The following is a 21,774-nucleotide window of genomic DNA, read 5'->3' as shown; positions in this document are numbered from 1 at the left end:
GCTTGTCTGGTGCATCGCTCCACTGTCTCAGATCAGGCCGTCATGGGGCTGACTTTTGCAGACCGTCCCTAAGTCGATGACCGGGATGGGTCTGGGCGATAAAGTGGGCGGATTTTGAGGCAAATTCCCGATCTCAGGAAGGTGCCAGCAGTTGACGCGGCAGATGTATTATGCGTCGGTCTGCGGCACCAACCGTGGCCTGCCGCTGCGCTACACTGTTTTTTGCCATTTGCCGACCATTGCCATTCATGGACACCCCACCGCCGATCCACATCGTGCCCGCGCAAACGCCGCAAGACATCGATGTCGCACGCCAGTTGTTTCTAGATTACGCCCGCGACTTGGCCGTGAACCTGGACTTTCAGGACTTTCAGCAAGAGCTGGACAGCCTGCCCGGCGACTACGCCGAGCCGCGCGGCACGCTGCTGCTGGCGTTGGTCGATGGCCAAGTGGCCGGCTGCTGCGGTCTGCGGGCCATTGATGACGTGGACTACACCATCGCCGCCGAGATGAAGCGGCTTTACGTGTCCAAGGCGTTTCGCGGCTTTGGGCTGGGCCGCCAGTTGGCCGAGGCCGTGCTGGAAGCGGCGGTGCGCATGGGCTACCACACCGTGCTGCTGGACACGCTGGACGACATGGAATCAGCCCGTGCGCTGTACGAAGACCTGGGCTTTGAGGAAATCCCGCCCTACTACCACAACCCCCTGCCGGGGGCCCATTACCTGAAGGTCGATCTGGCCTAGGCGTATAGCCGCCTAGGCTTTTCATCTATGCCCTGCGCAAGCGGCGCACACCTAAACCTGCGGCAAGCACCCCTAAGCCCAGCAGACCCCAGATATCCAGACTGGGAACGGCAGCTACGGTCCCGGATGGTGCGCTGATTTGATAGTCAAAGCTGACCGCACCGTCTCCGCCATTAGCCGCCAATGCGCCGCCATTGCTACCAGCAATGCAGCTACCGCCAGTACTGCCGCCACCGCCGCCACCGCCAGCGTTTTCCCCAGATCCCATACTGCCGCCACCGCCGCCGCCGCCATAGCCACCGCCGCCGCCGCCGCCGCCGCTGCCGCCGCCACTGCCACCATCACCACCGATTCCTGCTCCCGACCCTGAGCCACCAGTGGTGAGATCTGCGGGGCTGGAGGCACCTGCGCCACCTGGACCGCCATTGCCGGAGCTGCCATCGGTACCGGCCAAGAAAGTCGATCCAGAAACACCCAATCCACCGATGCCACCAACACCACCGCTACCGCCAGTGCCGCCCTGGGCACCAGTTATGGGACCAGGCAGCAGGTCTGCCCCGTTGTCCCCTGCGGCACCACATCCGGCTCCGCCAGCGGCCGTACCGTAGATTGCTCCACCGCCACCGCCGCCTGCGATGATCCAGGCACTGCCAGTATTTAGGCTGCTGGCACCACCACCACCACCACCACCCGCGTAAGGCGCGGCCATGACGCTGCCGCCACCACCGACCACGATGTTAATCACCTGTCCAGGGGTAACAGACCAACTAGCGTTAGTAACGACACCGCCTGCTCCACCCATGCCACCCGGACCACCACCGCTACCATTTGAGCCATTGCCATTACCTCCTGCACCGCCACCACCAGTGGCAGTCACATCTAGGCTGGTTACTCCTGCTGGCACCGTCCAAGTGTAAGTACCTGGGGCGGTGTAGCTCTGTGTGGCCGCCTGCGACACTAATGGGACCAACAGCGCTGCCAATATTCCTGCGCGGCCCAGATGTACCGAACCCCTTAAAAGCCTCTGATGATTATGAATAGACATCAAAACTCCTCGTTTTTGAACCATTGGAACCAAGAAATGTAAAGTAAAGCAAACAACTCTCTTGAAGGTGAAAAAGTTTTTTATAGAATTTTGTAAATAAATTCTCTGTTCGGAGCATCAGCCCTGCGTCAACCCCTTGATTTTCCAATCATGCTGGCCTGCCCACCAGACCATGTGCCCTTTGTTTTGAACCGTCCGCTGAGTTGGAGATAGTTACCTTTATTTAAAGTAATATAAAAATAGTATCAGTGCCGCCTGTATTTATAAAAACCGCACCGTAAAGCACGCCCCTGGCGGCGTCTGGCCGGGCTGTGCATCGTCCACGCTGACTTGCGCACCGTGCTGCTGGGCAATTTCCTGCACGATGGGCAGGCCCAGGCCGGAGCCGTCCACGTGGGTGTCCAGCGTGCGGTAAAACGGCTCGAAGATGCGTGCGCGTTCGGCCTCGGACACGCCCAGACCGTTGTCTTCCACTTGCAAAGTGATGGCGTGGCTGAACGGATCGTGCAGGATGCGCACTGTGACCACACCTGTGCGCTCGGGCGTGGACGGGGTGTAATTCAGGGCGTTGTCCACCAGGTTGCGGATCATCTCGGTCAGCAAGGTGGGGTTGCCTTGCCGCACCAAAGCGGCACCGCCCGGCGACGGGCCTTCGTAGCCCAGGTCGAGGCGGCGCTCCAGCGCACGTGGCACGGCTTCGCGCACCACGTCCATCGTCAATGCCACCAGATCGCACGGCTGCTGCGCCAGCGCCGCGCCGCCGCCTTCGGCGCGCGCCAGTGCCAGCAACTGGTTGACGGTGTGGGTGGCGCGCACGCTGGCATGGCCTATTTGTTGCAGCGACTGCTTTAAATCTTCAGCGCTGGAGCCTTCGCGCTGGGCCAGATCGGCCTGCATGCGCAAGCCCGCCAGCGGCGTTTTGAGCTGATGCGCCGCGTCGGCCAGAAAACGCTTTTGCGTGGCAATCGACTCTTTCAGCCGCGTCAGCAAATCGTTGACCGAAGCCACCAGCGGCCCCACTTCGTGCGGTACGGCGTGTTCGTCCAGCGGCGACAAATCGTCCGGGCGGCGCTGGCGAATGCGCTTTTCCAGTTGCGACAGCGGCTTGATGCCGCGCACCAGCGCCCACCACACCAGCAGCACCGCCAGCGGCAGGATGGCGAACTGCGGCAGCATCACGCCCTTGATGATTTCGGCCGCCAGCACGCTGCGCTTTTCGCGCGTTTCAGCCACTTGCACCAGCGCGTAAGCCTTGGCGTCTTCCAGCGGCACCCACAGCGCGGCCACGCGCACCGGCAGGCCACGGAATTCGGCATCGCGCAGCTCAGGCTCGGCCAGTTGATCGGTATCGAACACGGGGGGCTGCTCGGGCACGGGCAAGTCGCGCTCGCCCGACAGCACCTCGTCACCAGGGCCGCGCACCTGGTAATACACGTTGTCGGCGTCGTCGGCGCGCAGCAGCTCGCTGGCTGGTTGCGGCAGCGAAAAGCGCACCCGCGGCGTGCTGCCCGGCCCCACGCGGATGAACTGCGCCAGCGCCTGCACGTTGTAGACCAGTGCGCGGTCAAACGGTTTGTTGGCCAGGTTTTGGGCCACCAGCCAGGTCAGCGCCAGGCTCACCGGCCACAGCAGCAGCAGCGGGGTGAGCATCCAGTCGAGGATTTCGCCAAACAGTGAACGCTGGGTGCGCTGAAAGATTTTCACGCCATGCTCACCAAATTTGCCATCAAATCAATCGCTGTCGACGCATGTGGTTCAGGCGCTAAACGCTTGTTTCAGGCTGAAATTTTTTCCAGACAATAACCCAGCCCGCGCACGGTGGCGATGCGGATCGGGCCTTTCTCGATTTTTTTGCGCAGGCGGTGGATGTAGACCTCGATGGCGTTGTTGCTCACTTCCTCACCCCACTCGCACAGGCGCTCGACCAACTGTTCTTTGCTGACCAGGCGGCCTGAGCGTTGCAGCAGCACCTCCAGCAGACCCAGCTCGCGCGCCGACAGCTCGACCATCTTGCCGTCGATGCTGGCGACGCGTCCGGTCTGGTCGTATTCCAGTGGGCCGTGTTTGATGACCGAGGTGGCCGCGCCCATACCGCGCCGGGTCAGGGCGCGCACTCGCGCTTCCAGCTCGGTCAAGGCAAAGGGTTTGGCCATGTAGTCGTCGGCCCCCAAATCCAGCCCCTTGACGCGCTCTTCGACACCATCAGCCGCAGTGAGGATCAGCACCGGCAAGGCTTGGCCGCGCGCGCGCAGGCGTTTGAGCACTTCCAGCCCGTGCATTTTGGGCAAGCCCAGATCGAGGATCAGCAAATCAAACTCGGTGTTGGTCATCAACGCCGCGTCGGCTTCGCTACCGCTGGCCACGTGGTCAACCGCCGCGCCCGCGTTGCGCAGACTGCGCATCAGGCCGTCGGCCAGCACCTGGTCGTCTTCGGCAATGAGAATGCGCATGGTGAGGGTGTCTCCTGAAGGTGGGGCAAATTGTCAGGCGCGCGTGTGCTGCCCTTGTGGTGTCGCACATTCTAGATTTGTACACAAGCCATTGCGGCGCGGGTCGTTGCACACAGGCGCGGCGGCAGTCACGGCGGCTATGGCGTGTCCTGCACCGCCCATTCCACCAGCTTGTCCAGCGCGGGCCGGGCAGCGCTGGCGTTGGGGTGGTTGATCAGGCCGACCACCGCGTATTTCTGGCCCGAGCGGCCCCAGGCATAGCCCGCCACCGCCGCCACGTCGCGCAGCGTGCCGGTTTTGAGCACCGCATTGCCAATGGCTTCTGAGCCGGGATTGCGCGCCGCCATGCTGCGCGCGGTGCCGTTGATGCCCGCCACCGACATCGACTGCTCAAACACCTGCCCGTTCGGGCTGCCCGCCGCCTGCTGCAACAGCGCCGACAGCGACGCGGCCGTCACCCGCCCCTGGCGCGACAGGCCCGAGCCGTTTTCCACCAGCGGTGCGGTGCGCATGCCAAAACGCTGGCGCCACCAGCGGGCCAGCATGTTGCGCGATTCGGCAAAGCTGCCGCGCCGGTCGCCCGCGGCCGACAGGGTCAAAAACAACTGCTGCGCCATCACGTTGTTGGAGTAGCGATTGATGTCGCCAATGATGTCCACCAGCGGCAGCGACAGGCCCGTCACCAGCGGCTGCCCCTTGGCCGCGCCTTTCATCCACTTGACCTGGCCGCTCAACTGTCCGCCTGCGCCGCGCCACATGGCGTCGATCACGCGCGGGGCGTAACTGTCCGGATCGACATAGGCCACGCCCCAGTTCTGCTCGCCACAACTGCGCGGGAAGCGCCCGCTGAACGTGATGCGGTTGGGGTCGGTAAAGTCCGCCGCCAGCTTGCTGCGCCAGTTGCCGCACCCGCCTTTGGCCGCCGCCACGGTGGCGGGAATGCTGACACTGGCAATGGGCGGCTCGCTTTCCACGCGAACAGTGCGCGTGCGCGCGTCAGGAAAAAACTTGAACACCAGCGCCTTGAAGTTGAGCAGCAGCCCATCTGGCCCGGCGTTGTACGGGCGCAGCGGGTCATCATCAAAGGCCGCGGCATCGTGCGGCGGCAGTCGGAAGATGCTGTTGTCCAGCAAAATATCGCCCTCGATCTGACGCACGCCTTTGTCCTGCACGGCCAGCATCAGATCGTGCAGGCGCTCGACCACCAGCTTGGGATCGCCGCTGCCTTGAATCAGCAGGTTGCCCTTGAGCACGCCGTTTTGAACCGGCCCTTGCGTGAACAAACGGGTCTTCCAGAAGTAATGCGGCCCCAGCATGTCCAGCGCGGCATAGGTGGTGACCAGCTTCATCACCGAGGCCGGGTTCATCGGCACCTGGCCCTGCCAGTCCAGGCGCGGCGCGGGCAGCGGCTCAGGGGCGGGTTGCGCGTTGGCTTCGCCGCTGGGGCTCACAGGTTCGGGCACGCGGCTGACGGTGCCGGGCGGGGGTGGTAGCGGAGCCACCACCATGCTGACGCTGGCAGCAGGCACCTGGGCGCGGGCCAGCGCATCGGCAATGTCGGCGGGCAGGGCGGTGTATGCGGGGGTTACTGCGCTGGACTGCGCCTGTGCAGGCAGCGCAGCGCACAGCGCCAGGCACAGGCCGATGCGCGGCACCAGAGCGGAAGGAGAAAAGCAGTTGGATGAAAAAGTCACCGCCTGAGTCTACGAGGATGGCGGGGTAACTGGCGGCCGAGCGTTACGACGCAGGCGGCCAGAAATCACGGGGCCGAGGATAATCTGGCGCATCCTCTGGTATCTACTGCATGGTTGTTGCTATAAAAACAATATCTGCACACGCCATACTGTCAGGCATCCAGTCCTTAAAACACATAAAGTATCAAGCCCCATGAGTGCGTTGGCGAACCTGCTGGCGTTTGACACCAGCACCGAACAGATGTCGGTCGCCGTACAGCGCGCCGACGGACAGCGCTGGGCGCACTGTGGCCCCGGCGGCGCACAGGCGTCCAGCACGCTGATTCCCGCCGTGCTGCGCTTGCTGGGCCAGGCGGGGTTGGCGCTGCCTGATCTGCACGCGGTGGTGTTCGGGCGTGGGCCGGGTTCGTTCACCGGGCTGCGCACGGCGTGCTCGGTGGCGCAGGGGCTGGCGTTCGGCACTACCCAGCCCGATGGGGCCAGCGTGCCGGTGTTGCCGGTTGATACCCTGCTGGCCGTGGCCGAATGCGCGCGCCAGCGGCACGGCGTGCAGCGCGTGCTGGCGCTGCTGGACGCGCGCATGTCCGAGGTGTACAGCGCGCCTTACGTTTACGACGACGGCGCTCAGAGCTGGCAAATGCACGCACATGCCGACATTCCGGGCGATCTGAGCGTTGGCCCGCCCGAAGCGCTGACCTTGCCCGCCGGGGCCGCCCCGGACGGCTGGGCGCTGGCAGGCAATGCATTTGCGGGCGAATACCTGCAACGCCTGCCCGCCGCGCTGCAAGCGCTGCCGCGCTGGCCTGCCCTGCCCGAAGCCACGGCCTTGCTGGACTTGGCCCCGGCGCTGCTGGCCGCCGGTCGGGCCGTGTCCGCCGAACAAGCGCTGCCGCTCTACATCCGCGACAAGGTGGCCCAGACTACCGCCGAGCGTGCCGCCCACGCAGCCCGCGCCGCACAGACCGGAGTGCGCTGACATGCCTTCTGCTGCGGGCCTGAAATGTTTTAGCCATGAGCGCCACTGTTCCCCCTTCCGCGCCTGCACCTGCACCCGTGCCCGTGCCTGCACCCTCACCACTGGCTGTGCCCAGCATCGAGGCCAAGTTCACGCCGCTGACGCCTGCGCTGATCGACGCTGTGCTGGCGGTCGAAGCACGCGCTTACAGCCACCCTTGGTCGCGCCGCCACTTCACCGATTCGCTGGCGGCAGGCCATCAGGCCCAGTGCCTGATGGCGGGCGATACGTTGTTGGGCTACTTTGTGGCGATGGCGGGCCATCAGGAAGTGCATTTGCTCAACATCACCGTAGCACCGGACTACCAGCGTCAGGGCTGGGCGCTGGTGATGCTGGACGCGCTGGCGCTGTGGTCGCGCGGGCAGCAGGCCGAATGGTTGTGGCTGGAAGTGCGCGCCAGCAACGCGCGCGCGCAAAAGGTGTATCTGGCCCACGGCTTTTCCCGCGTGGGCCTGCGCAAAAACTACTATCCGCTGCGCCACGGCGAGCGCGAAGATGCCGTGGTCATGAGTCTGCCGCTCTCACGGCCAGCATCAGCGCAGGGCTAAGCACAAGCATGCGTGCTGCAATAAGTGCCGGGTTTGCGGTGCGCGTCTGCAACGCCACGCAGGAGACCGCGCCATGACCTTGCTGCTCGGCGATCGCCAACGCGCCATGCTGGCCGAGATGGGCGTCAAGGTGTGGGCACCGCGCGCGCCTGATCCAACCACTCAGAGTGCTGCCAAAAGAATAGCTGATAGCGCCCAACCCATTGGCTCCAAAGTCCAAAAACAAGCTGAAGATGCCGTCACCGGTGCAGCCGCCCCATCCTCATCCGCCGGGGTGACCTCCTCTGAGGCACGCGAGCGCCCCGCAGCAAAGCGGGCAGCATCTGCCGCACCCACCCAGCCCACTCCAGCCCCCACCATCGCTTTGACGCCGCGCCCCGAAGGCATCGAGGCCATGGACTGGGCGCAACTTGAATCCGCCGTGGCCGCCTGCCGCGCCTGTGGCCTGTGCGACAGCCGCACGCAGGCGGTGTTTGGCGCGGGCAGCCGCAACGCCGACTGGATGGTGGTGGGCGAAGCGCCGGGCGAAAACGAAGACCGCCAGGGCCAGCCCTTCGTCGGCCCGGCGGGCCAGTTGCTGGACGCCATGCTGGCCGCCATCGGGCTGTCGCGGCAGGCCAGCCAACCAACCGAAATTGCTTCTGAATCCATAGCTTTATCCGTAGATCAGACAAGTGATAACGACCATAAAGGCACCAAAAAACAAGGGGTCTACATCGCCAACGTGCTCAAATGCCGCCCGCCCGCCAACCGCAACCCGCAACCCGATGAAGTGGCGCAGTGCGAGCCTTATTTGCGCCGCCAGGTGGCGCTGGTGCAGCCGCGCATCATCTTGGCCATGGGCCGCTTTGCCGTGCAGTCGCTGCTGAATACCCAAGAGCCGATTGGCCGCCTGCGCCAGCGCGTGCACCACTACGAAGGCGTGCCGGTGATCGTGACCTATCACCCCGCCTACCTGTTGCGCGCTTTGCCTGAAAAAGCCAAGGCCTGGGCTGATTTGTGTTTGGCCATGAAAGTGGCACGCAGCGAGAATGTCTGACTTATTTTGTAATATTGCGAACAAATACAAAATATCTCAAATAATTATTATTAATGATTAGGATTATTGCCGTTGGTTACGGACTTTATCTTGATCGCCGCAGCAGAAAGATTGCTCTGCCCCTCATTTTTATAAGGAACATCTAAAAACCCCCAGTCTCCAACCGAGACCACTTTGAAGTACTGATCCCCGCATCATGCCCCAACCACGCAGCGCCCTGAAGCTTGACCTATTCACTGACGACGCGCACAAGCGCAAGATCGATGTGCTGGGCGATTCACTGAAACTCATCGCTCGTCACATCGACTTTGACCACTTGGGGGCCTGATTGATGACAATAGCTAATTTTTATTGTGATGTGGTTAAAAAATGGCAAAGGCCCATTCGATGAGGCGCAAAAAATGCCCAAGATGCTGAGGTAAAATATAGAATATGATCGTGTATTTCTACCTTTTTGCTACAAGTTTAGTCATTTGGATTTTATTTCTAAGAGTGAATGGTTTTGTTAGGGTGTTAGGTGCTGCAATTCTTGGTTCCGTCCTGGTTCAGTTGATAAATTTTCTTCTAGTTGGATATTTGGATCCATTTTGGTTAATTGCTTATAGCGTTGGGTTCTTGGTTTGTTTGATTTATTGTGTATTTTTCGAATTTTTATATTCTTTATTTTAGAGCGTGTTATTGATCGGAAATCAAACCTCTTGAAATTGCGATACTGATCCCCTGTCGAGCTCAATGTCATTAACCTGAATCCGCGATCTCAAGGTCGTAAAAGTGCTGATTCCACATTGAAATCAACAGCTTACCCCGCATCTTGGTTTCACCCTGCAGGTGAAAGTTTCGATGACCGATTTTCTTATCAAACAACTTCCCTACGACTTGAGCAACCAGGCCGGGCTAGCCTTGATCGGCAAATACCTCAAGCGTATCGACCTCAATGCCCTGGTCGATCCGCACTACCCGGTGCAGGCCAAGCGAGGCGGCATCGCCAACAGTGACATCCTCAAAAGCTACCTGGGCCTGCTGAGACTGGGCAAGAACGACTTCGAGGCCATCGAGGGCTCGCGCTGCGATACCTTCTTTGCACAGGCCTTGGGTCTGCGTGCCGTGCCCTCGTCGGCCACTTTGCGCCAGCGCCTGGACACCCATGCGGCTGCCTGGTTCGATCTGGCCGAGCGCATCAACGCCGCCGTGCTGGGCATGAAGATCGGGCCACAAGGGTCTTGCCTTTTGCTATATCAAACAGTATTGGATACAAGGGCAAAGATCAGGCGTGCCACCCACCTGAGCCTACGACGCCAACGGCAACCGCACCCAAAAAAACGGCACTACCATCGCCACCTACAACAACCAAGACCAGTTGAAAAGCTGGTGCGGCAACACCTACAACTGCAACGCCGTAGGCGATCTGAGCTAAAAAACATCCCCAGCGGTAACTCACCAGCTACAGCTACGACAGCCAAGGCAATCTGCGCCAAGTCGGCCTGGCCGATGGCAGACAAATCGGCTGCGCCATAGATGTCGTGATGTATCGGCGGAGGCCATGGGGACCGGCAGCTACCTGAACACCACCGTGCGGTGCCCGTTGATCAGCACCCGGTGTTCGCTGTGCCACTTCACTGCCCGGGCCAGTACTTGGCTTTCGGTGTCGCGGCCTGCGGCCGTGAGGTCTTCCACGTCGTCGGTGTGGTCCACGCGGGCCACGTCTTGTTCGATGATGGGGCCTTCGTCCAGATCGGCGGTGACGTAGTGCGCGGTGGCTCCAATCAGTTTCACGCCGCGGTCGTGCGCCTGGTAATACGGCTTGGCCCCTTTGAAGCTGGGCAAGAAACTGTGGTGGATGTTGATGGCGCGCCCGGCCAGTTGCTGGCACATGATGTCAGACAAAATTTGCATGTAGCGCGCCAGCACCACCAGGTCTGCGCCTTCGCTTTGAATGATTTCAAGCTGCCGTGCCTCGGCCTGGGCTTTGTTGTCCTTGCTGACCGCGATGTGGTGGAACGGCACGTTGTAGCTGGCCGCCAGTTGATAAAAGTCGCGGTGATTGCTGATGATGGCGCGAATGTCCAGCGGCAGCAGGCCGCTTTTCCAGCGGAACAGCAAGTCGTTCAGGCAATGGCCTTCGCGGCTGACGAAGATTACGCAGCGCATGGGCTGGGCACGTTCGTGCAACTGCCAGGCCATGTTGAAATCAGCCGCCAGTGCGCCCATTTGTTCGCGCAGTTCTGCACCCGGCTGCGGGCAAGCAAATTGCACGCGCATGAAAAACAGGCCCGTGCCCGCGTCGTTGAACTGCGCCGCTTCTTCAATGTTGCCGCCGCGCTCCAGCAAAAAACCCGAGACGGCATGCACGATGCCGGTGCGGTCAGGGCAAGACAGGGTCAGGATGTAGATATGTGCCATGGGCGCGCATTGTCGCAGGCGGCAGCGCCCAGAATCATCAGCGTGGCCAAACCCACGTTCCAGCTCAGGGACTGGCCGGTGCTCCACAGCAGCATCAGGGTGGACAGCAGTGGCGTGAGGTAGCTGAGCACGCCAATTTGGCGTGCGTCGCCCAGCTTCAGCGCCTTGTCCCACAAAAAGAACGCTCCACCCAGCGGGCCTGCACCCAGTGCGGCGATCAGCAGCCCATCGCGCACGGTCAAATCGACGTGCGGCTCCCACAGCAGGTGGCACACCAGCGCCAGTGCGCCAGACACCACGCCAAAGCTGCCGATGGCGGCGGTGGGAAAGTTGCACCCGGTCAGTGCCAGCCGCTTGGTCAGCAGCGAATAGCTGGACCACACCAGTGCCGCGCCGCACGCACACGCATAGCCCAGCAAGGCATTGCCGGATGCAGGTTCGGGCGAAGATGCTCCAGCGTCTGATCGCCCCAAAATGGCGATGGCTGCCCCGGCAAAACCGGTCAGTGCGGCCAGTACGTGCAGGCGTGTCAGCCGCACGCCGGGCAGCAGCAGCGGTGCCATCAGCACAATGCCCAGCGGCCACAGGTAGTTGATCAGGTTGGTCTCGACCGGCGGGGCGTTGCCCGTGCGGTGAACAGCAGCAGGTGAAAGCTGAACAGTCCGTACACGCCGATCGCCAGTGTCGGCCAGGGCACGGCCAGGCGGCGTACGTCAAAGCGCACCATGGGCAGCGCGATCAGGCTGCCCGCCAGCAGCCCGAGTCCGGTGAGCAAAAACGGTGGCACGTGTTGGAGCGCCGCGCCCAATGCCGCCAGCGACGCCCACAGGGCAATGGTGGCCAGTGCCAGTGCGTTGGCGCGGCGGTGGGTGGCGGGGGTGGTCATTGCGCAGGCGCGGTCAATAAGTGTGATCAATAAGTGCGATCGATAAGTGCGCTCAGCGACGCTGCTGCTGCACAAACGCGGCAAAGTCCGCCACAAAGTCGGTCAGCAACTGGCGTGTGCGTTCGTCGGTCAACTGCCCTTGGGCGTCAAACACCGTGTGCGCGCGGGACACCATCAACGCACTGCCGCTGTACACCTGTGCGCCCAGTGACTTCAGCGTCGCCAGCCACGCCGCTTGCGACAGCAGCGTGCCAAAACCGCTGGGTGATGCGCCCATCAAGCCCACGGGCCTGCCGCCAAACACCGCTTTCAGGTCGGCGCGCGACAACCAGTCGATGCCGTTTTTGAGCACCCCCGGCACGCCGTTGTTGTATTCGGGCGTGGCCAGCAACAGGCCGTCGGCGGCCAACACGCGCTCTTTCAACGCCAGCACGGCGGCCGGAATGCCCTCGCGCGCTTCCGTGTCGCCGTCGTACAGCGCAATGCCGTGCAGCGTGGCCACGTCCACCTGCACACCGCCCGGTGCCAGTTGCTGCGCCGTGCGCGCCAAGGCGGTGTTGAAAGAGCCAGCGCGCAGGCTGCCGGAAACAATCAGGATGCGGGTCATCGCAAAGCTTCAGGGTGTATCGGTGGGCAGGCATTTTAGGGGCCACAATGGCGTTTTGATCTTGGTCCATTCACCGCTCACCATGACATTGACTTCGCTGCTGCTGGCCTTTCATGTGCTGCTGATCGTCGGCTTTTCGGCCCGCGTTCTGGTGCGCGACGACTTGTCGTCGGACGTGCGCATGGCCTGGATCATGGTGCTGATCCTGCTGCCTTATGTGGGTTGCCTGCTGTACTTTTTGCTGGGCGAGGCCAATATTGGCCGCACCGTGCTGGGTCGCCACCAGCGCGTGCGCGAGCTGGTGCACGAACGCCAGGCTGATGATGCCGCTGCTGCCCGCGTGATGGGCGCACCCGGCAACATCAGCCAACTGGTGCCTGCGCGCTGGCAGGGCGTGTTCAGCTACGCCGCGTCCATCAACGGCTTTTACCCGGTGGCGGGCAACCGCAGCGAACTGATGGCCGATGGCGCAGCCGCGCGCGCGCGCATGCTGGCTGATTTTGACGCTGCCCAGCACCAGATCAACGTGCTGTACTACATCTGGCTGGACGACCACACCGGCACCGACATGGCGCAGGCACTGATGCGCGCTGCGCGCCGTGGCGTGGTGTGCCGCGCCATGATCGACGGGCTGGGCTCGCGCGCTTTTGCCAAAACAGCGCTGTGGCAGCAAATGCGCGATGCTGGCGTGCACGTGGCGGTGGCGCTGCCGGTTGACCATCCGATCAAGGTGATGCTGACTAGCCGCATCGATTTGCGCAACCACCGCAAGATCACGCTGATCGACGGGCGCATCACCTACGTGGGCAGCCAGAACTGCGCGGGCGAGGCATTTGCCGTCAAAGCCAGATTTGCCCCGTGGGTTGACATCATGATGCGCCTGCAAGGCCCGCTGGTGACGCAAATGCAACTGCTGTTTGCCACCGACTGGATGCAGGTCACCGACGAGTCGCTGGACGCCTTTGCCGTGCCTGCCGAGCCGCTGGATGGCGGCTTTGTGGCCCAGGTGGTGGGCGAAGGCCCCACGGTGCGCCGCCGCGCCACGCCGCAACTGGTCAGCACGCTGATTGCCAACGCACGCACTTCGGTCACCATTTCCACGCCGTATTTCGTGCCCGACGCCACCGTGCTCGAAGCGTTGTGCGCCGCCGCCTGGCGCGGGGTGCAGGTGCGCATGGTGTTTCCGCAGCGCAACGATTCATGGATTGTGGCCAGTGCCAGCCGCAGCCATTACCCGCGATTGTTGGCCGCGGGGGTGCAAATCCACGAATACCAGGGTGGCCTGCTGCATGCCAAAACGCTGACCGTGGATGGGGAAGTGACTTTCATGGGATCGACCAACCTTGATTTACGCAGCTTTGACTTGAACTTTGAAAACAACGTGTTGCTGCACGACAGCGCCGCCACCGCCGCCGTGCTTCAGCGCCAGCACGCCTACATCGCCCAGGCCGTGCCGGTTACCCCGGCCCAGGTGCAGGCCTGGCCCTGGTGGCGGCGCATGTGGAACAACACGCTGGCCGCGCTGGGGCCGGTGCTGTGAGGGCGGCATGGCTGCTGACGCTGCTGCTGTTTCTGGTCGGCTGTTCGTCTGCGCCGCATGTGGTCGAGCGCACCGGTCTGGCATGGCCTGCACCTGAAGACGTGGTGGTGGTCAGTCATGGCTGGCACACCGGCCTGGTGCTCCCGGCGGACGCCATGCGCCTGGCCATACCCGCGCTGGGCCAGCGCTTTGCCGATGCGCCTTATCTGGAGTTTGGCTGGGGCGACCAGGGCTTTTACCAGGCCGAAGAAATTACCACCGGCCTGACGCTGCAAGCCATGTTCTGGCCCACCGGATCGGTCATGCACGTGGTGGGTTTGCCGGAAAAGCCGAGCACCTTTTTCCCGCACAGCCAAAGCCAGTCTTTTTGTCTGCACGCCAACCGCTATGCGCGGCTGGTCGATTACATCGCCCACAGTTTTTCCACAGACTTGGCGGGCAACGTTCAGCCGATGAAGACCGGCCTGTACGGCGACAGCCAGTTTTACCGCGGCGTGGGCGATTACTACGCGCTCAACACCTGCAACAAATGGACGGCCAAGGGCTTGAAAAGCGCCGGGTTTGACATTGACCCCACCTTCAAGCTGACCGCAGGCAGCATCATGGCGTTTTTGGTGGCGTTGCCTGAGGCTGACAAAGCGGCCTGTCCCAAGCCGCCAGCTCTTCGCATCAGCGATTAACGCGACACCCGCCCCACGCCACCGTCAGCCGTTCCGTACACCGTGATACCAGAGTGGCCCTGCGGGCGGGCCTGTTCGCTGGTGGTGGGCGATGCAGAGGACGCAGGCGTGTGGACGCAGGCGGTCAGCGTGCCCAGGGTCAGCAAAATACAGGCGATCAACCATGTGCGGCGCAGTTTCATGGTGCGGTTTCCTTTCAGCCGCACAGTATGCCGTGCGCGCGATTTCAGGCCGCCTGCGTCAAGCCATCTGCGCGCCAGCCAAAGGTGCGCGCGGCAGCTTCCAGAACGCCACGGCTCCGGCCAGCAGCATGGCGGCCATGGTCAGCAGTGCGGCGGTGAAAGGCTCCACGCCCATGCTGGGGCCTAAGCTGGCGGCCAGGCCGCTGGCCCACTGCATGAGCGAGATGCCCAGAAACATCGCCATGGTGAACAGCGACAGCGCCCGCCCGCGCATGGCCGGTGGATAAGCATCGCGCACGTAGCCGTATTGCAGCACGCCATAGCCCGACAGCAGACCGTAGGCCACGGCCAGGCTGATGTCGACCCAGGCGTGGCGCACCAGCCCCATGGTGCCGACCATCAATGTGGCCACCACGGCCAGCACCAGCAACCACTGAATGCGCCGTGCGCCACCGGGGTCAAGCCGTCCAAAAATGGCCGGGCTGGCCATGCTGGCCAGCGTCATCGCCAATGCCACGTTGCCGCTTTGCACCAGGCTGAAGCCATAGCGCTCGACCAGCAGCGGCCCCAGCCACAGACCGCGCAGGGTGATGAAGCCCGCATACGCCACCGCCGCATACGCCACCAGCCCCAGCGTGTGCGGCAGCGCAAACAGGCCCAGCAGCTCGCGCAGCGATTGCAATGCCGAAGGGCGCGCGGTGCTGTCGTGGGCGGCATCTTCGGGCGGGCTGGGTTCGTGCACCAGCCGCCAGATGGCCGCCCAGGCCAGCAACGAGCCGACGGCCAGCACGCCAAACCCCCAGCGCCATGACGATGCCTCGATCAGCCACGCCAGCGGCGTCGCTGTGGCCAGCACGCCCAGGCCGCTGATGCTCATCACCAGACCCGACAGGGCTGTGAAACGGTCAGCCCGGAAGTGGCGGCTGATGAACACCGTGCAGACCAAAAACGCGGGCGCGCAGCCCACGCCAATCAGCGCCTGCCCGAGCATCAGCAGGGCGTAAGAATCTGCCTGCGACGACAACAACGCCCCGGCCACCGTCATGGGAAAGGCCACCAAAATGGTGCGGCGCACGCCATACAAATCCAGCGACACGCCCATCACCATCTGCATGGCACCGAACGAAAAGTGAAACGCCGCCGCCCATAACCCCAGTTGTTGTGGCGACAGCCCCAGCTCGCCCGCTACCGGCGGCCCCATGATGGCCGCCAACGTGCGGTAGGCCTGACTGAGCGTAAAGCCGCAGGCCAGCGCCAACAGCATGGCCCAGGCCGCACGTTCGCCCAGGCCGCCGGGGCCGAATGCTACGGATGCAGCAGGCGCAGCAAGTGCAGCAGGTGCAGCAGGTGCCGAAGTGGCGGGCAAGGCACTGTCTTTGGGTGGGGCAGATTCGGACGGCGGTGGCACCGGGTCAGTTTAGCCAGCGCACCGTGCCTTTGCGCGCCGCAGGTGTCGCCAGCGCATCAAGCCTGTGAAGCGGGCGCTGCACGCTGGCCAGACATGCAGCGGTCATACAAGTTTCACAGCCTTGTCACACCTGGCCGTCAGCATTCGGGCTGCGCCGCATGGCCGCTGTGGATCAACTACAAGGAACGTCACTCCCCATGAGCACTCCCGTAAACACCCCTGCAAGCACCCCCGAGTCGCACTATGACGACAACGAGATCGTCAACCACTCCAACAACCCCCACTTCAGCGCCTTGATGCAGGCGCGCCTGAACCGCCGCGGCGCGCTGCGCGGCGGCATTGGTGCCACCACGGCGGCGCTGCTGGGCAGCGCGGGCCTGTCGGCCTGCGGCGGCAGCGACGATGACGATGACACCGACAACGGCGGTACAGAAGAACCCACCACCAGCATGGCCCTGAGCTTTGCCGCCGTGGCCAAGAACCAGCTTGACCACGTGACGGTGCCAGAGGGCTACCAGATCGCCATCTTGCACGCGCTGGGCGATCCGCTGCAATACGGCGACGCCAGTTGGGCCGATGATGGCAGCGAAACGCCCGAGTCTTACGCCCGCCGCGTGGGCGACGGCCACGACGGCATGGTGTTCTTCGGCATGAGTGTCGAAGGCCGCTACGACGCCACCCACTCTGAGCGCGGCCTGCTGTGCGTCAACCATGAATACGTGGTGCAGCCCTATGGCCTGCACCCGGCGGGCCGCACGGCAGGCAGCGCCCGCGAGGCCAGCGAGGTGGACAAGGAAATCCTGGCCCACGGCGTCAGCGTGTCCGAAGTGCGCCGCGCCGCAGGATCGACCGCACTGGCGTTGGTGCGCGGCTCGCGCTTGAACCGCCGCATCACGTCCGACACGCGCATGGTGATGGGCGGCCCGGCCAAGGGCCATGCCAAACTGGTCACCAAATGGTCAGAAGGCGGCACGGTGGCCTTTGGCACCAACAACAACTGCGCCTGCGGCTACACGCCCTGGGGCACTTACCTGACGTGCGAGGAAAATTACCTGAACGTGCTGGGCCGTGGCGCGGACGATAACGCCCAGCGCAGCGCCGAAGAAGTGGTGGCCCTCAACCGCTATGGCCTGCCTGAAAACCGCACCGCCCCTTACCGCTGGAGCAGCGCGGGCGCTGATGACAAATACGCCCGCTGGGACTCCAAAGTGTCGGCCGCCAGCGCCGTAGAAGACTTTCGCAATGAATTCAACACCTTCGGCTGGGTGGTCGAGATCGACCCCTTTCGCCCCGACAGCACGCCCGTCAAGCGCACCCATCTGGGTCGCTTCAACCACGAAGGGGCTTGGCCCGCGCCCGCCGTGGCCGGACAGCCCATCGTCATCTATTCGGGCGACGATGCGCGCGGCGAATACATCTATAAATTCGTCTCCAAAGCGGTGTGGGATCCGGCCGACACCAACACCGGCGCAGCCGCGGGCGACAAATACCTGGACGAAGGCACGCTGTATGTGGCGCGCTTCAACGCCGACGGTTCGGGTGACTGGCTGGCGTTGACGCACGGCCAAAACGGCCTGAACGCCAGCAACCCCCTGTACCCCTTTGCCGACCAGGGCGATGTGGTGATGCACGCCCGCCTGGCCGCCGACCACCTGGGTGCTACCAAGATGGATCGGCCCGAGTGGGGCGGCGTCAACCCCGCCAACCACGAGGTCTACATGACCCTGACCAACAACAGCAACCGCGTGGACAGCGCTACGGCCGCCAGCGGCAGCAAAATTCAGGTTGATGCCGCCAACCCGCGTTCGTACACCGACACCTACGGTGGCGTATCCACCAGCTCGGGCAACGTCAACGGCCACATCATCCGCTGGCGCGAGGGCGGCAGCCAAGGTGCGACCCGGTTCGCGTGGGACATTTTCTTGTTCGGGGCGCAGGCCGACGCGGCAGCCGACGTCAACTTATCGGGCCTGACCGATGTGAACGACTTTTCCAGCCCCGACGGCCTGTACTTCGACCCGCGCGGCCTGCTGTGGATCCAGACCGATGACGGCACGTACACCGATACCACCAACTGCATGATGCTGGCGGCCATCCCCGGCCAGGTGGGCGATGGTGGGCAGGTCACGGCAGCAGGCGGCGGTGTGACTTACAAGGGGGCCAACGCCACGCCTGACACCGTGCTGCGCTTTTTGGTCGGCCCGCTGGAATGCGAAATCACCGGCGTGGCCGTCACGCCCGACGGCAAAACCCTGTTGTTCAACGTGCAGCATCCCGGCGAAGGCAGCGCCGATTTTGCCGCCAATACCTTTGCCAGCGGCTGGCCCGGCACCGACGGCTACGGCGGCGTGCGCCCGCGCTCGGCCACTGTGGTGGTCACCCGCAGCGATGGTGGTGTGATTGCGCTTTGATCAAGGCTGACATGGCCATTATTTTTGTAGCGCCTGCCGCATCTCGGTCATCACCTGGGCGTAATCGGGCTGGCCAAAGATGGCGCTGCCCGCCACAAAGGTATCGGCCCCGGCATCGGCCACGCGGCGGATATTGCTGGCCTTGATGCCGCCGTCCACTTCCAGCCGAATGTCGCGCCCGCTGGCGTCGATGCGCTGGCGCGCCTGGCCAATCTTGCGCAGCGTGCTGTCGATGAAGCCCTGGCCACCAAAGCCGGGGTTGACGCTCATGATGAGGATCAGGTCGATGTCGTCAATCAGCCAGTCCAGCACATCCAGCGGCTCGGCCGGGTTGAACACCAGCCCGGCCTGGCAACCCGCTGCCTTGATGGCTTGCACGCTGCGGTGGGCGTGGGCGCTGACATCGGGATGAAAGCTGATCAAGTTGGCACCGGCCTGTGCAAACGCCTGCGCCAGCGTGTCCACCGGCTGCACCATCAGATGCACATCGATCGGTACCGGTGCGCCAGCGGGTGTGACGGCGTGGGGTTTGAGCGCCTGGCACACCATGGGGCCAAAGGTCAAATTGGGCACGTAATGGTTGTCCATCACGTCAAAGTGAATCCAGTCGGCCCCGGCAGCGATGACGCTGCGCACTTCGTCACCCAGGCGGGCGAAATCGGCCGAGAGGATGGAAGGCGCGATGCGGTAAGCAGGCAGGGGCTTGGTGATGGCGGTGCTCATGGCTGGTGATTGTCGCCCAACAGCAGGCGTGGCGCACCATTACCATTGCTGCCATGAAGACCTACCAGTTCAGCGTTGAGGTGGCCCCGCAATTTCTGCCCGAACAATCGGTGCCAGAACAGGGCCAGTACAGCTTTGCCTACACCATCACCGTGCACAACACGGGCGACGTGCCCGCGCAGTTGATCGCGCGCCACTGGATCATCAGCGACGCCAGCGGCCGCACCGAAGAGGTCAAGGGACTGGGTGTGGTGGGCCAGCAACCCTTGCTGGAGCCGGGCGAGGCGTTTGAGTACACCAGCGGCGCACGCTTGCGCACCGCCTCTGGCACCATGCACGGCAGCTACTTTTGCGTGGCCGAAGACGGCCAGCGGTTTGAAGTCAGCATCCCCCCTTTCGTGCTGGACGCAGGCGGGCAGGGCGGCAGTCCTCGGGTGCTGCATTAAAGCTGCGCCGTGATCACCGTTCGCAGACATGGGCGAGTTTGACCTGATCGACCGGTTTTTCAAGCCAAAACCAGTGTTTGCGCTTGATGCACAATTGCTGTCAGCTATTAATTCAGAAGCAAAACAAACGCCTGACCCGGTGATTCTGGGCATCGGCGACGACTGCGCTCTGCTGCAACCCGCCCCCGGCCAGCAACTGGCCGTCAGCAGCGATATGCTGGTCGAAGGTCGTCATTTCTTTGCCGACGTTGACCCCGCTGCGCTGGGCCACAAGGCGCTGGCCGTCAACCTGAGCGATCTGGCGGCCATGGGGGCCGAGCCGCTGGGCTTTACCTTGGCACTGGCACTGCCGCCCGAGCGCGCGCAGGACGAAGCCTGGATGAACGCGTTCGCCGCTGGCCTGCAAGCGCTGGCGCATGAACACGCCTGCCCGCTGGTGGGCGGCGACACCACCGCCGGGCCGCTGAACCTCTGCATCACCGTGTTCGGCCAGGTGCCGCCTGCTCAGGCCCTGCGGCGGGGCGGCGCGCGCGCAGGCGACGAGCTGTGGGTCAGTGGCACCCTGGGCGACGCCCGTCTGGCCTTGGGCGCGCTGCGCGGCGAATGGACGCTGCCACCCGAGGCACTGGCCGCCGCCCGCCAGCGGCTGGAGCGCCCCACGCCCCGGTTGACTTTGGGGCATGCGCTGCGTGGCATTGCCAGCAGCTGCATCGATGTCAGTGATGGCTTGACGGGCGATGTCGGCCATATCCTGCAAGTCAGCGACGTGGGTGCGGTGATTGATGCCGATGTTGCATCCAATTTGATAGCTGTTCGAACGTGTCCATCAAGCGCCAAAGCCCATTTCGATCCTGAATTCTGGCTGAACCTGGCGCTGACCGGTGGCGACGACTACGAGCTGGCCTTCACCGCCCCGTCCGCGCACCGCGCCGCCGTACTGGCCGCCGCTCAGACTGCGGGCACACCTGTGACTTGCATCGGCCGCATACAGGCCACACCCGGCCTGTGGCTGAAAAGTGCAGAGGGCCAGCGCACCCCCTTGGTGGCCAAGGCGTTCGATCACTTCGACTGACGATCTGCCACACTTGAGAAGTTTTTTTCTGCCTTTAGCGGCCCGGATGAGCGCGCAGGCTGGTCCGTCCAGCCTGTTATGACACCTTCACAACGCAAGGAGATTGCATGCCCCAAACCCTGACGCTTTACACCCACCCCTTCTCGCGCGGGCGCATCGCGCGCTGGATGCTGGAAGAAACCGGCCTGCCTTACGAGGCCAAGCTACTGGACTACGGCACCACGATGAAAGCCTCCGCCTACACCGCGCTCAACCCGATGGGCAAGGTGCCCGCCGTGCAGCAGGGCGAGACGGTGGTGACCGAAACCGCCCCCATCTGTGCCTGGCTGGCCGAGTTGACCCCTGAAAAAAACCTTGCTCCGGCCCCTGGCAGCGCCGAGCGCGGCACCTATTACCGCTGGCTGTTTTTTGCCGCTGGGCCGTTGGAGGCGGCCATCACCGCCAGGTCGATGGGCCTGCTGGCACCCGAGGACAAGCGCATCAGCGCGGGCTACGGCAGCTTTGACGACGTGATGGCTACGCTGGAATTCGCCTGCAAGCAGGCGCTGGCGCGCGGCGGCTTTCTGTGCGGGCATTTCACGGCAGCCGATCTGTACCTGGCCTCGCACCTGAACTTCGGCATGCAGTTCAAGACCATCGAATCGCGTCAGGTCTTTACCGATTACGTCACGCCCGCCTTGCAGCGTCCGGCTTTTGTGCGGGCGGGGCAATTAGATGACGCTCTGGCCGAGCAGGTCAAAGCGGCTGCGGCTCAGGATACGCAGGGTTGAGGCGGGTTGGTGCGGGCTTTTTGCGCCCGCAGCATCCTCGATCATGCGCTGCTGATGCCATCAATACGATAGCGATAGATGCAGGTACTTACAGCGCATGCGGTTTACTGGTTGA

General features: G+C 63.3%; 19 protein-coding genes and 3 pseudogenes. 12 read left to right on the top strand and 10 right to left on the bottom strand.

Annotated elements, in window-relative coordinates; translation table 11 throughout:
- Positions 1 to 248 precede the first annotated feature (248 nt).
- Complete coding sequence (locus tag ACK5NW_RS06475) at positions 249 to 743, top strand: GNAT family N-acetyltransferase (RefSeq protein ID WP_416926236.1); 495 nt, start codon at positions 249 to 251, stop codon at positions 741 to 743.
- Positions 744 to 768: 25 nt separating this feature from the next.
- Here the strand turns inward: ACK5NW_RS06475 and ACK5NW_RS06470 are convergent, their stop codons facing one another.
- From ACK5NW_RS06470 to dacB, 4 genes are all read right to left on the bottom strand, one after another.
- Positions 769 to 1,488: an IPTL-CTERM sorting domain-containing protein gene (locus tag ACK5NW_RS06470; protein WP_416926234.1), complete on the bottom strand. Its 720-nt coding sequence runs from the start codon at positions 1,486 to 1,488 to the stop codon at positions 769 to 771.
- 561 nt (positions 1,489 to 2,049) lie between these two features.
- Positions 2,050 to 3,492 (bottom strand): sensor histidine kinase N-terminal domain-containing protein, encoded by a 1,443-nt coding sequence (locus ACK5NW_RS06465; protein WP_416926232.1) that lies wholly within the window; start codon positions 3,490 to 3,492, stop codon positions 2,050 to 2,052.
- A gap of 71 nt (positions 3,493 to 3,563) precedes the next feature.
- On the bottom strand, positions 3,564 to 4,238 hold the full coding sequence (locus tag ACK5NW_RS06460; RefSeq protein WP_416926230.1) for a response regulator: 675 nt from the start codon (positions 4,236 to 4,238) through the stop codon (positions 3,564 to 3,566).
- 137 nt (positions 4,239 to 4,375) lie between these two features.
- Positions 4,376 to 5,932, bottom strand: coding sequence for a D-alanyl-D-alanine carboxypeptidase/D-alanyl-D-alanine-endopeptidase (gene dacB / locus ACK5NW_RS06455; RefSeq protein WP_416926228.1), 1,557 nt, complete (start codon positions 5,930 to 5,932; stop codon positions 4,376 to 4,378).
- Between the two features lie 193 nt (positions 5,933 to 6,125).
- On the opposite strand from dacB, the gene tsaB reads away from it, so the two are divergent.
- From tsaB to ACK5NW_RS06430, 5 genes and pseudogenes are all read left to right on the top strand, one after another.
- Positions 6,126 to 6,908 (top strand): tRNA (adenosine(37)-N6)-threonylcarbamoyltransferase complex dimerization subunit type 1 TsaB, encoded by a 783-nt coding sequence (tsaB, locus tag ACK5NW_RS06450; RefSeq protein WP_416926226.1) that lies wholly within the window; start codon positions 6,126 to 6,128, stop codon positions 6,906 to 6,908.
- Positions 6,909 to 6,943: 35 nt separating this feature from the next.
- Complete coding sequence (rimI, locus tag ACK5NW_RS06445; RefSeq protein ID WP_416926224.1) at positions 6,944 to 7,495, top strand: ribosomal protein S18-alanine N-acetyltransferase; 552 nt, start codon at positions 6,944 to 6,946, stop codon at positions 7,493 to 7,495.
- A gap of 73 nt (positions 7,496 to 7,568) precedes the next feature.
- Positions 7,569 to 8,534: a uracil-DNA glycosylase gene (locus tag ACK5NW_RS06440; RefSeq protein ID WP_416926222.1), complete on the top strand. Its 966-nt coding sequence runs from the start codon at positions 7,569 to 7,571 to the stop codon at positions 8,532 to 8,534.
- Positions 8,535 to 8,730: 196 nt separating this feature from the next.
- Positions 8,731 to 8,853, top strand: a pseudogene (locus tag ACK5NW_RS06435) (IS5/IS1182 family transposase); the annotation flags it as partial.
- 683 nt (positions 8,854 to 9,536) lie between these two features.
- A pseudogene (locus ACK5NW_RS06430) lies at positions 9,537 to 9,674 on the top strand (IS1380 family transposase); the annotation flags it as partial.
- 414 nt (positions 9,675 to 10,088) lie between these two features.
- On the opposite strand, the gene purU reads toward ACK5NW_RS06430, so the two are convergent.
- The 3 genes and pseudogenes from purU to ACK5NW_RS06415 all read right to left on the bottom strand — a co-directional run bounded on the left by purU (position 10,089) and on the right by ACK5NW_RS06415 (position 12,427).
- Positions 10,089 to 10,934 carry a formyltetrahydrofolate deformylase gene (gene purU / locus ACK5NW_RS06425; protein WP_416926219.1) on the bottom strand — a complete coding sequence of 282 codons (846 nt, stop codon included), beginning with the start codon at positions 10,932 to 10,934 and terminating at the stop codon, positions 10,089 to 10,091.
- Positions 10,913 to 11,820, bottom strand: a pseudogene (locus tag ACK5NW_RS06420) (DMT family transporter). Before ACK5NW_RS06420 ends, purU begins: the two are co-directional and overlap by 22 nt.
- 52 nt (positions 11,821 to 11,872) lie before the next feature.
- Complete coding sequence (locus ACK5NW_RS06415; protein ID WP_416926217.1) at positions 11,873 to 12,427, bottom strand: NADPH-dependent FMN reductase; 555 nt, start codon at positions 12,425 to 12,427, stop codon at positions 11,873 to 11,875.
- An 88-nt stretch (positions 12,428 to 12,515) separates the two neighbouring features.
- On the opposite strand from ACK5NW_RS06415, the gene cls reads away from it, so the two are divergent.
- Both cls and ACK5NW_RS06405 read left to right on the top strand, forming a co-directional pair.
- Positions 12,516 to 13,967: a cardiolipin synthase gene (gene cls, locus ACK5NW_RS06410; RefSeq protein ID WP_416926240.1), complete on the top strand. Its 1,452-nt coding sequence runs from the start codon at positions 12,516 to 12,518 to the stop codon at positions 13,965 to 13,967.
- The gene (locus ACK5NW_RS06405) at positions 13,928 to 14,647 is read left to right on the top strand and encodes a TIGR02117 family protein (protein WP_416926215.1); all 720 of its coding nucleotides are present in this window, start codon (positions 13,928 to 13,930) and stop codon (positions 14,645 to 14,647) included. The genes cls and ACK5NW_RS06405 overlap by 40 nt, the downstream gene beginning before the upstream one ends.
- On the opposite strand, the gene ACK5NW_RS06400 is transcribed toward ACK5NW_RS06405, so the two are convergent.
- Both ACK5NW_RS06400 and ACK5NW_RS06395 read right to left on the bottom strand, forming a co-directional pair.
- On the bottom strand, positions 14,644 to 14,829 hold the full coding sequence (locus ACK5NW_RS06400; protein WP_416926213.1) for a hypothetical protein: 186 nt from the start codon (positions 14,827 to 14,829) through the stop codon (positions 14,644 to 14,646). The genes ACK5NW_RS06405 and ACK5NW_RS06400 overlap by 4 nt on opposite strands.
- 58 nt (positions 14,830 to 14,887) lie before the next feature.
- A complete protein-coding gene (locus ACK5NW_RS06395; RefSeq protein ID WP_416926211.1) occupies positions 14,888 to 16,195 on the bottom strand; it encodes an MFS transporter in 1,308 nt (435 codons plus the stop codon).
- A gap of 239 nt (positions 16,196 to 16,434) precedes the next feature.
- Between ACK5NW_RS06395 and ACK5NW_RS06390 the strand changes: the two genes are divergently transcribed.
- Complete coding sequence (locus tag ACK5NW_RS06390) at positions 16,435 to 18,648, top strand: PhoX family protein (protein ID WP_416926209.1); 2,214 nt, start codon at positions 16,435 to 16,437, stop codon at positions 18,646 to 18,648.
- An 18-nt stretch (positions 18,649 to 18,666) separates the two neighbouring features.
- Here ACK5NW_RS06390 and rpe read toward each other — a convergent pair whose 3' ends face one another.
- A complete protein-coding gene (gene rpe / locus ACK5NW_RS06385; protein ID WP_416926207.1) occupies positions 18,667 to 19,371 on the bottom strand; it encodes a ribulose-phosphate 3-epimerase in 705 nt (234 codons plus the stop codon).
- Between the two features lie 53 nt (positions 19,372 to 19,424).
- Between rpe and apaG the strand changes: the two genes are divergently transcribed.
- From apaG to ACK5NW_RS06370, 3 genes are all read left to right on the top strand, one after another.
- Positions 19,425 to 19,817 carry a Co2+/Mg2+ efflux protein ApaG gene (apaG, locus tag ACK5NW_RS06380; RefSeq protein WP_416926205.1) on the top strand — a complete coding sequence of 131 codons (393 nt, stop codon included), beginning with the start codon at positions 19,425 to 19,427 and terminating at the stop codon, positions 19,815 to 19,817.
- Positions 19,818 to 19,845: 28 nt separating this feature from the next.
- Positions 19,846 to 20,889: a thiamine-phosphate kinase gene (gene thiL / locus ACK5NW_RS06375; RefSeq protein ID WP_416926203.1), complete on the top strand. Its 1,044-nt coding sequence runs from the start codon at positions 19,846 to 19,848 to the stop codon at positions 20,887 to 20,889.
- A 107-nt stretch (positions 20,890 to 20,996) separates the two neighbouring features.
- Positions 20,997 to 21,659 carry a glutathione S-transferase family protein gene (locus tag ACK5NW_RS06370; RefSeq protein WP_416926201.1) on the top strand — a complete coding sequence of 221 codons (663 nt, stop codon included), beginning with the start codon at positions 20,997 to 20,999 and terminating at the stop codon, positions 21,657 to 21,659.
- Positions 21,660 to 21,774 lie beyond the last annotated feature (115 nt).

It is taken from the genome of Ottowia sp., from assembly GCF_047975795.1.
Classification (GTDB): domain Bacteria; phylum Pseudomonadota; class Gammaproteobacteria; order Burkholderiales; family Burkholderiaceae_C; genus Ottowia.
Note: the sequence above shows the minus strand (reverse complement) of the source record. Positions and strands in the feature narration are given on the sequence as shown.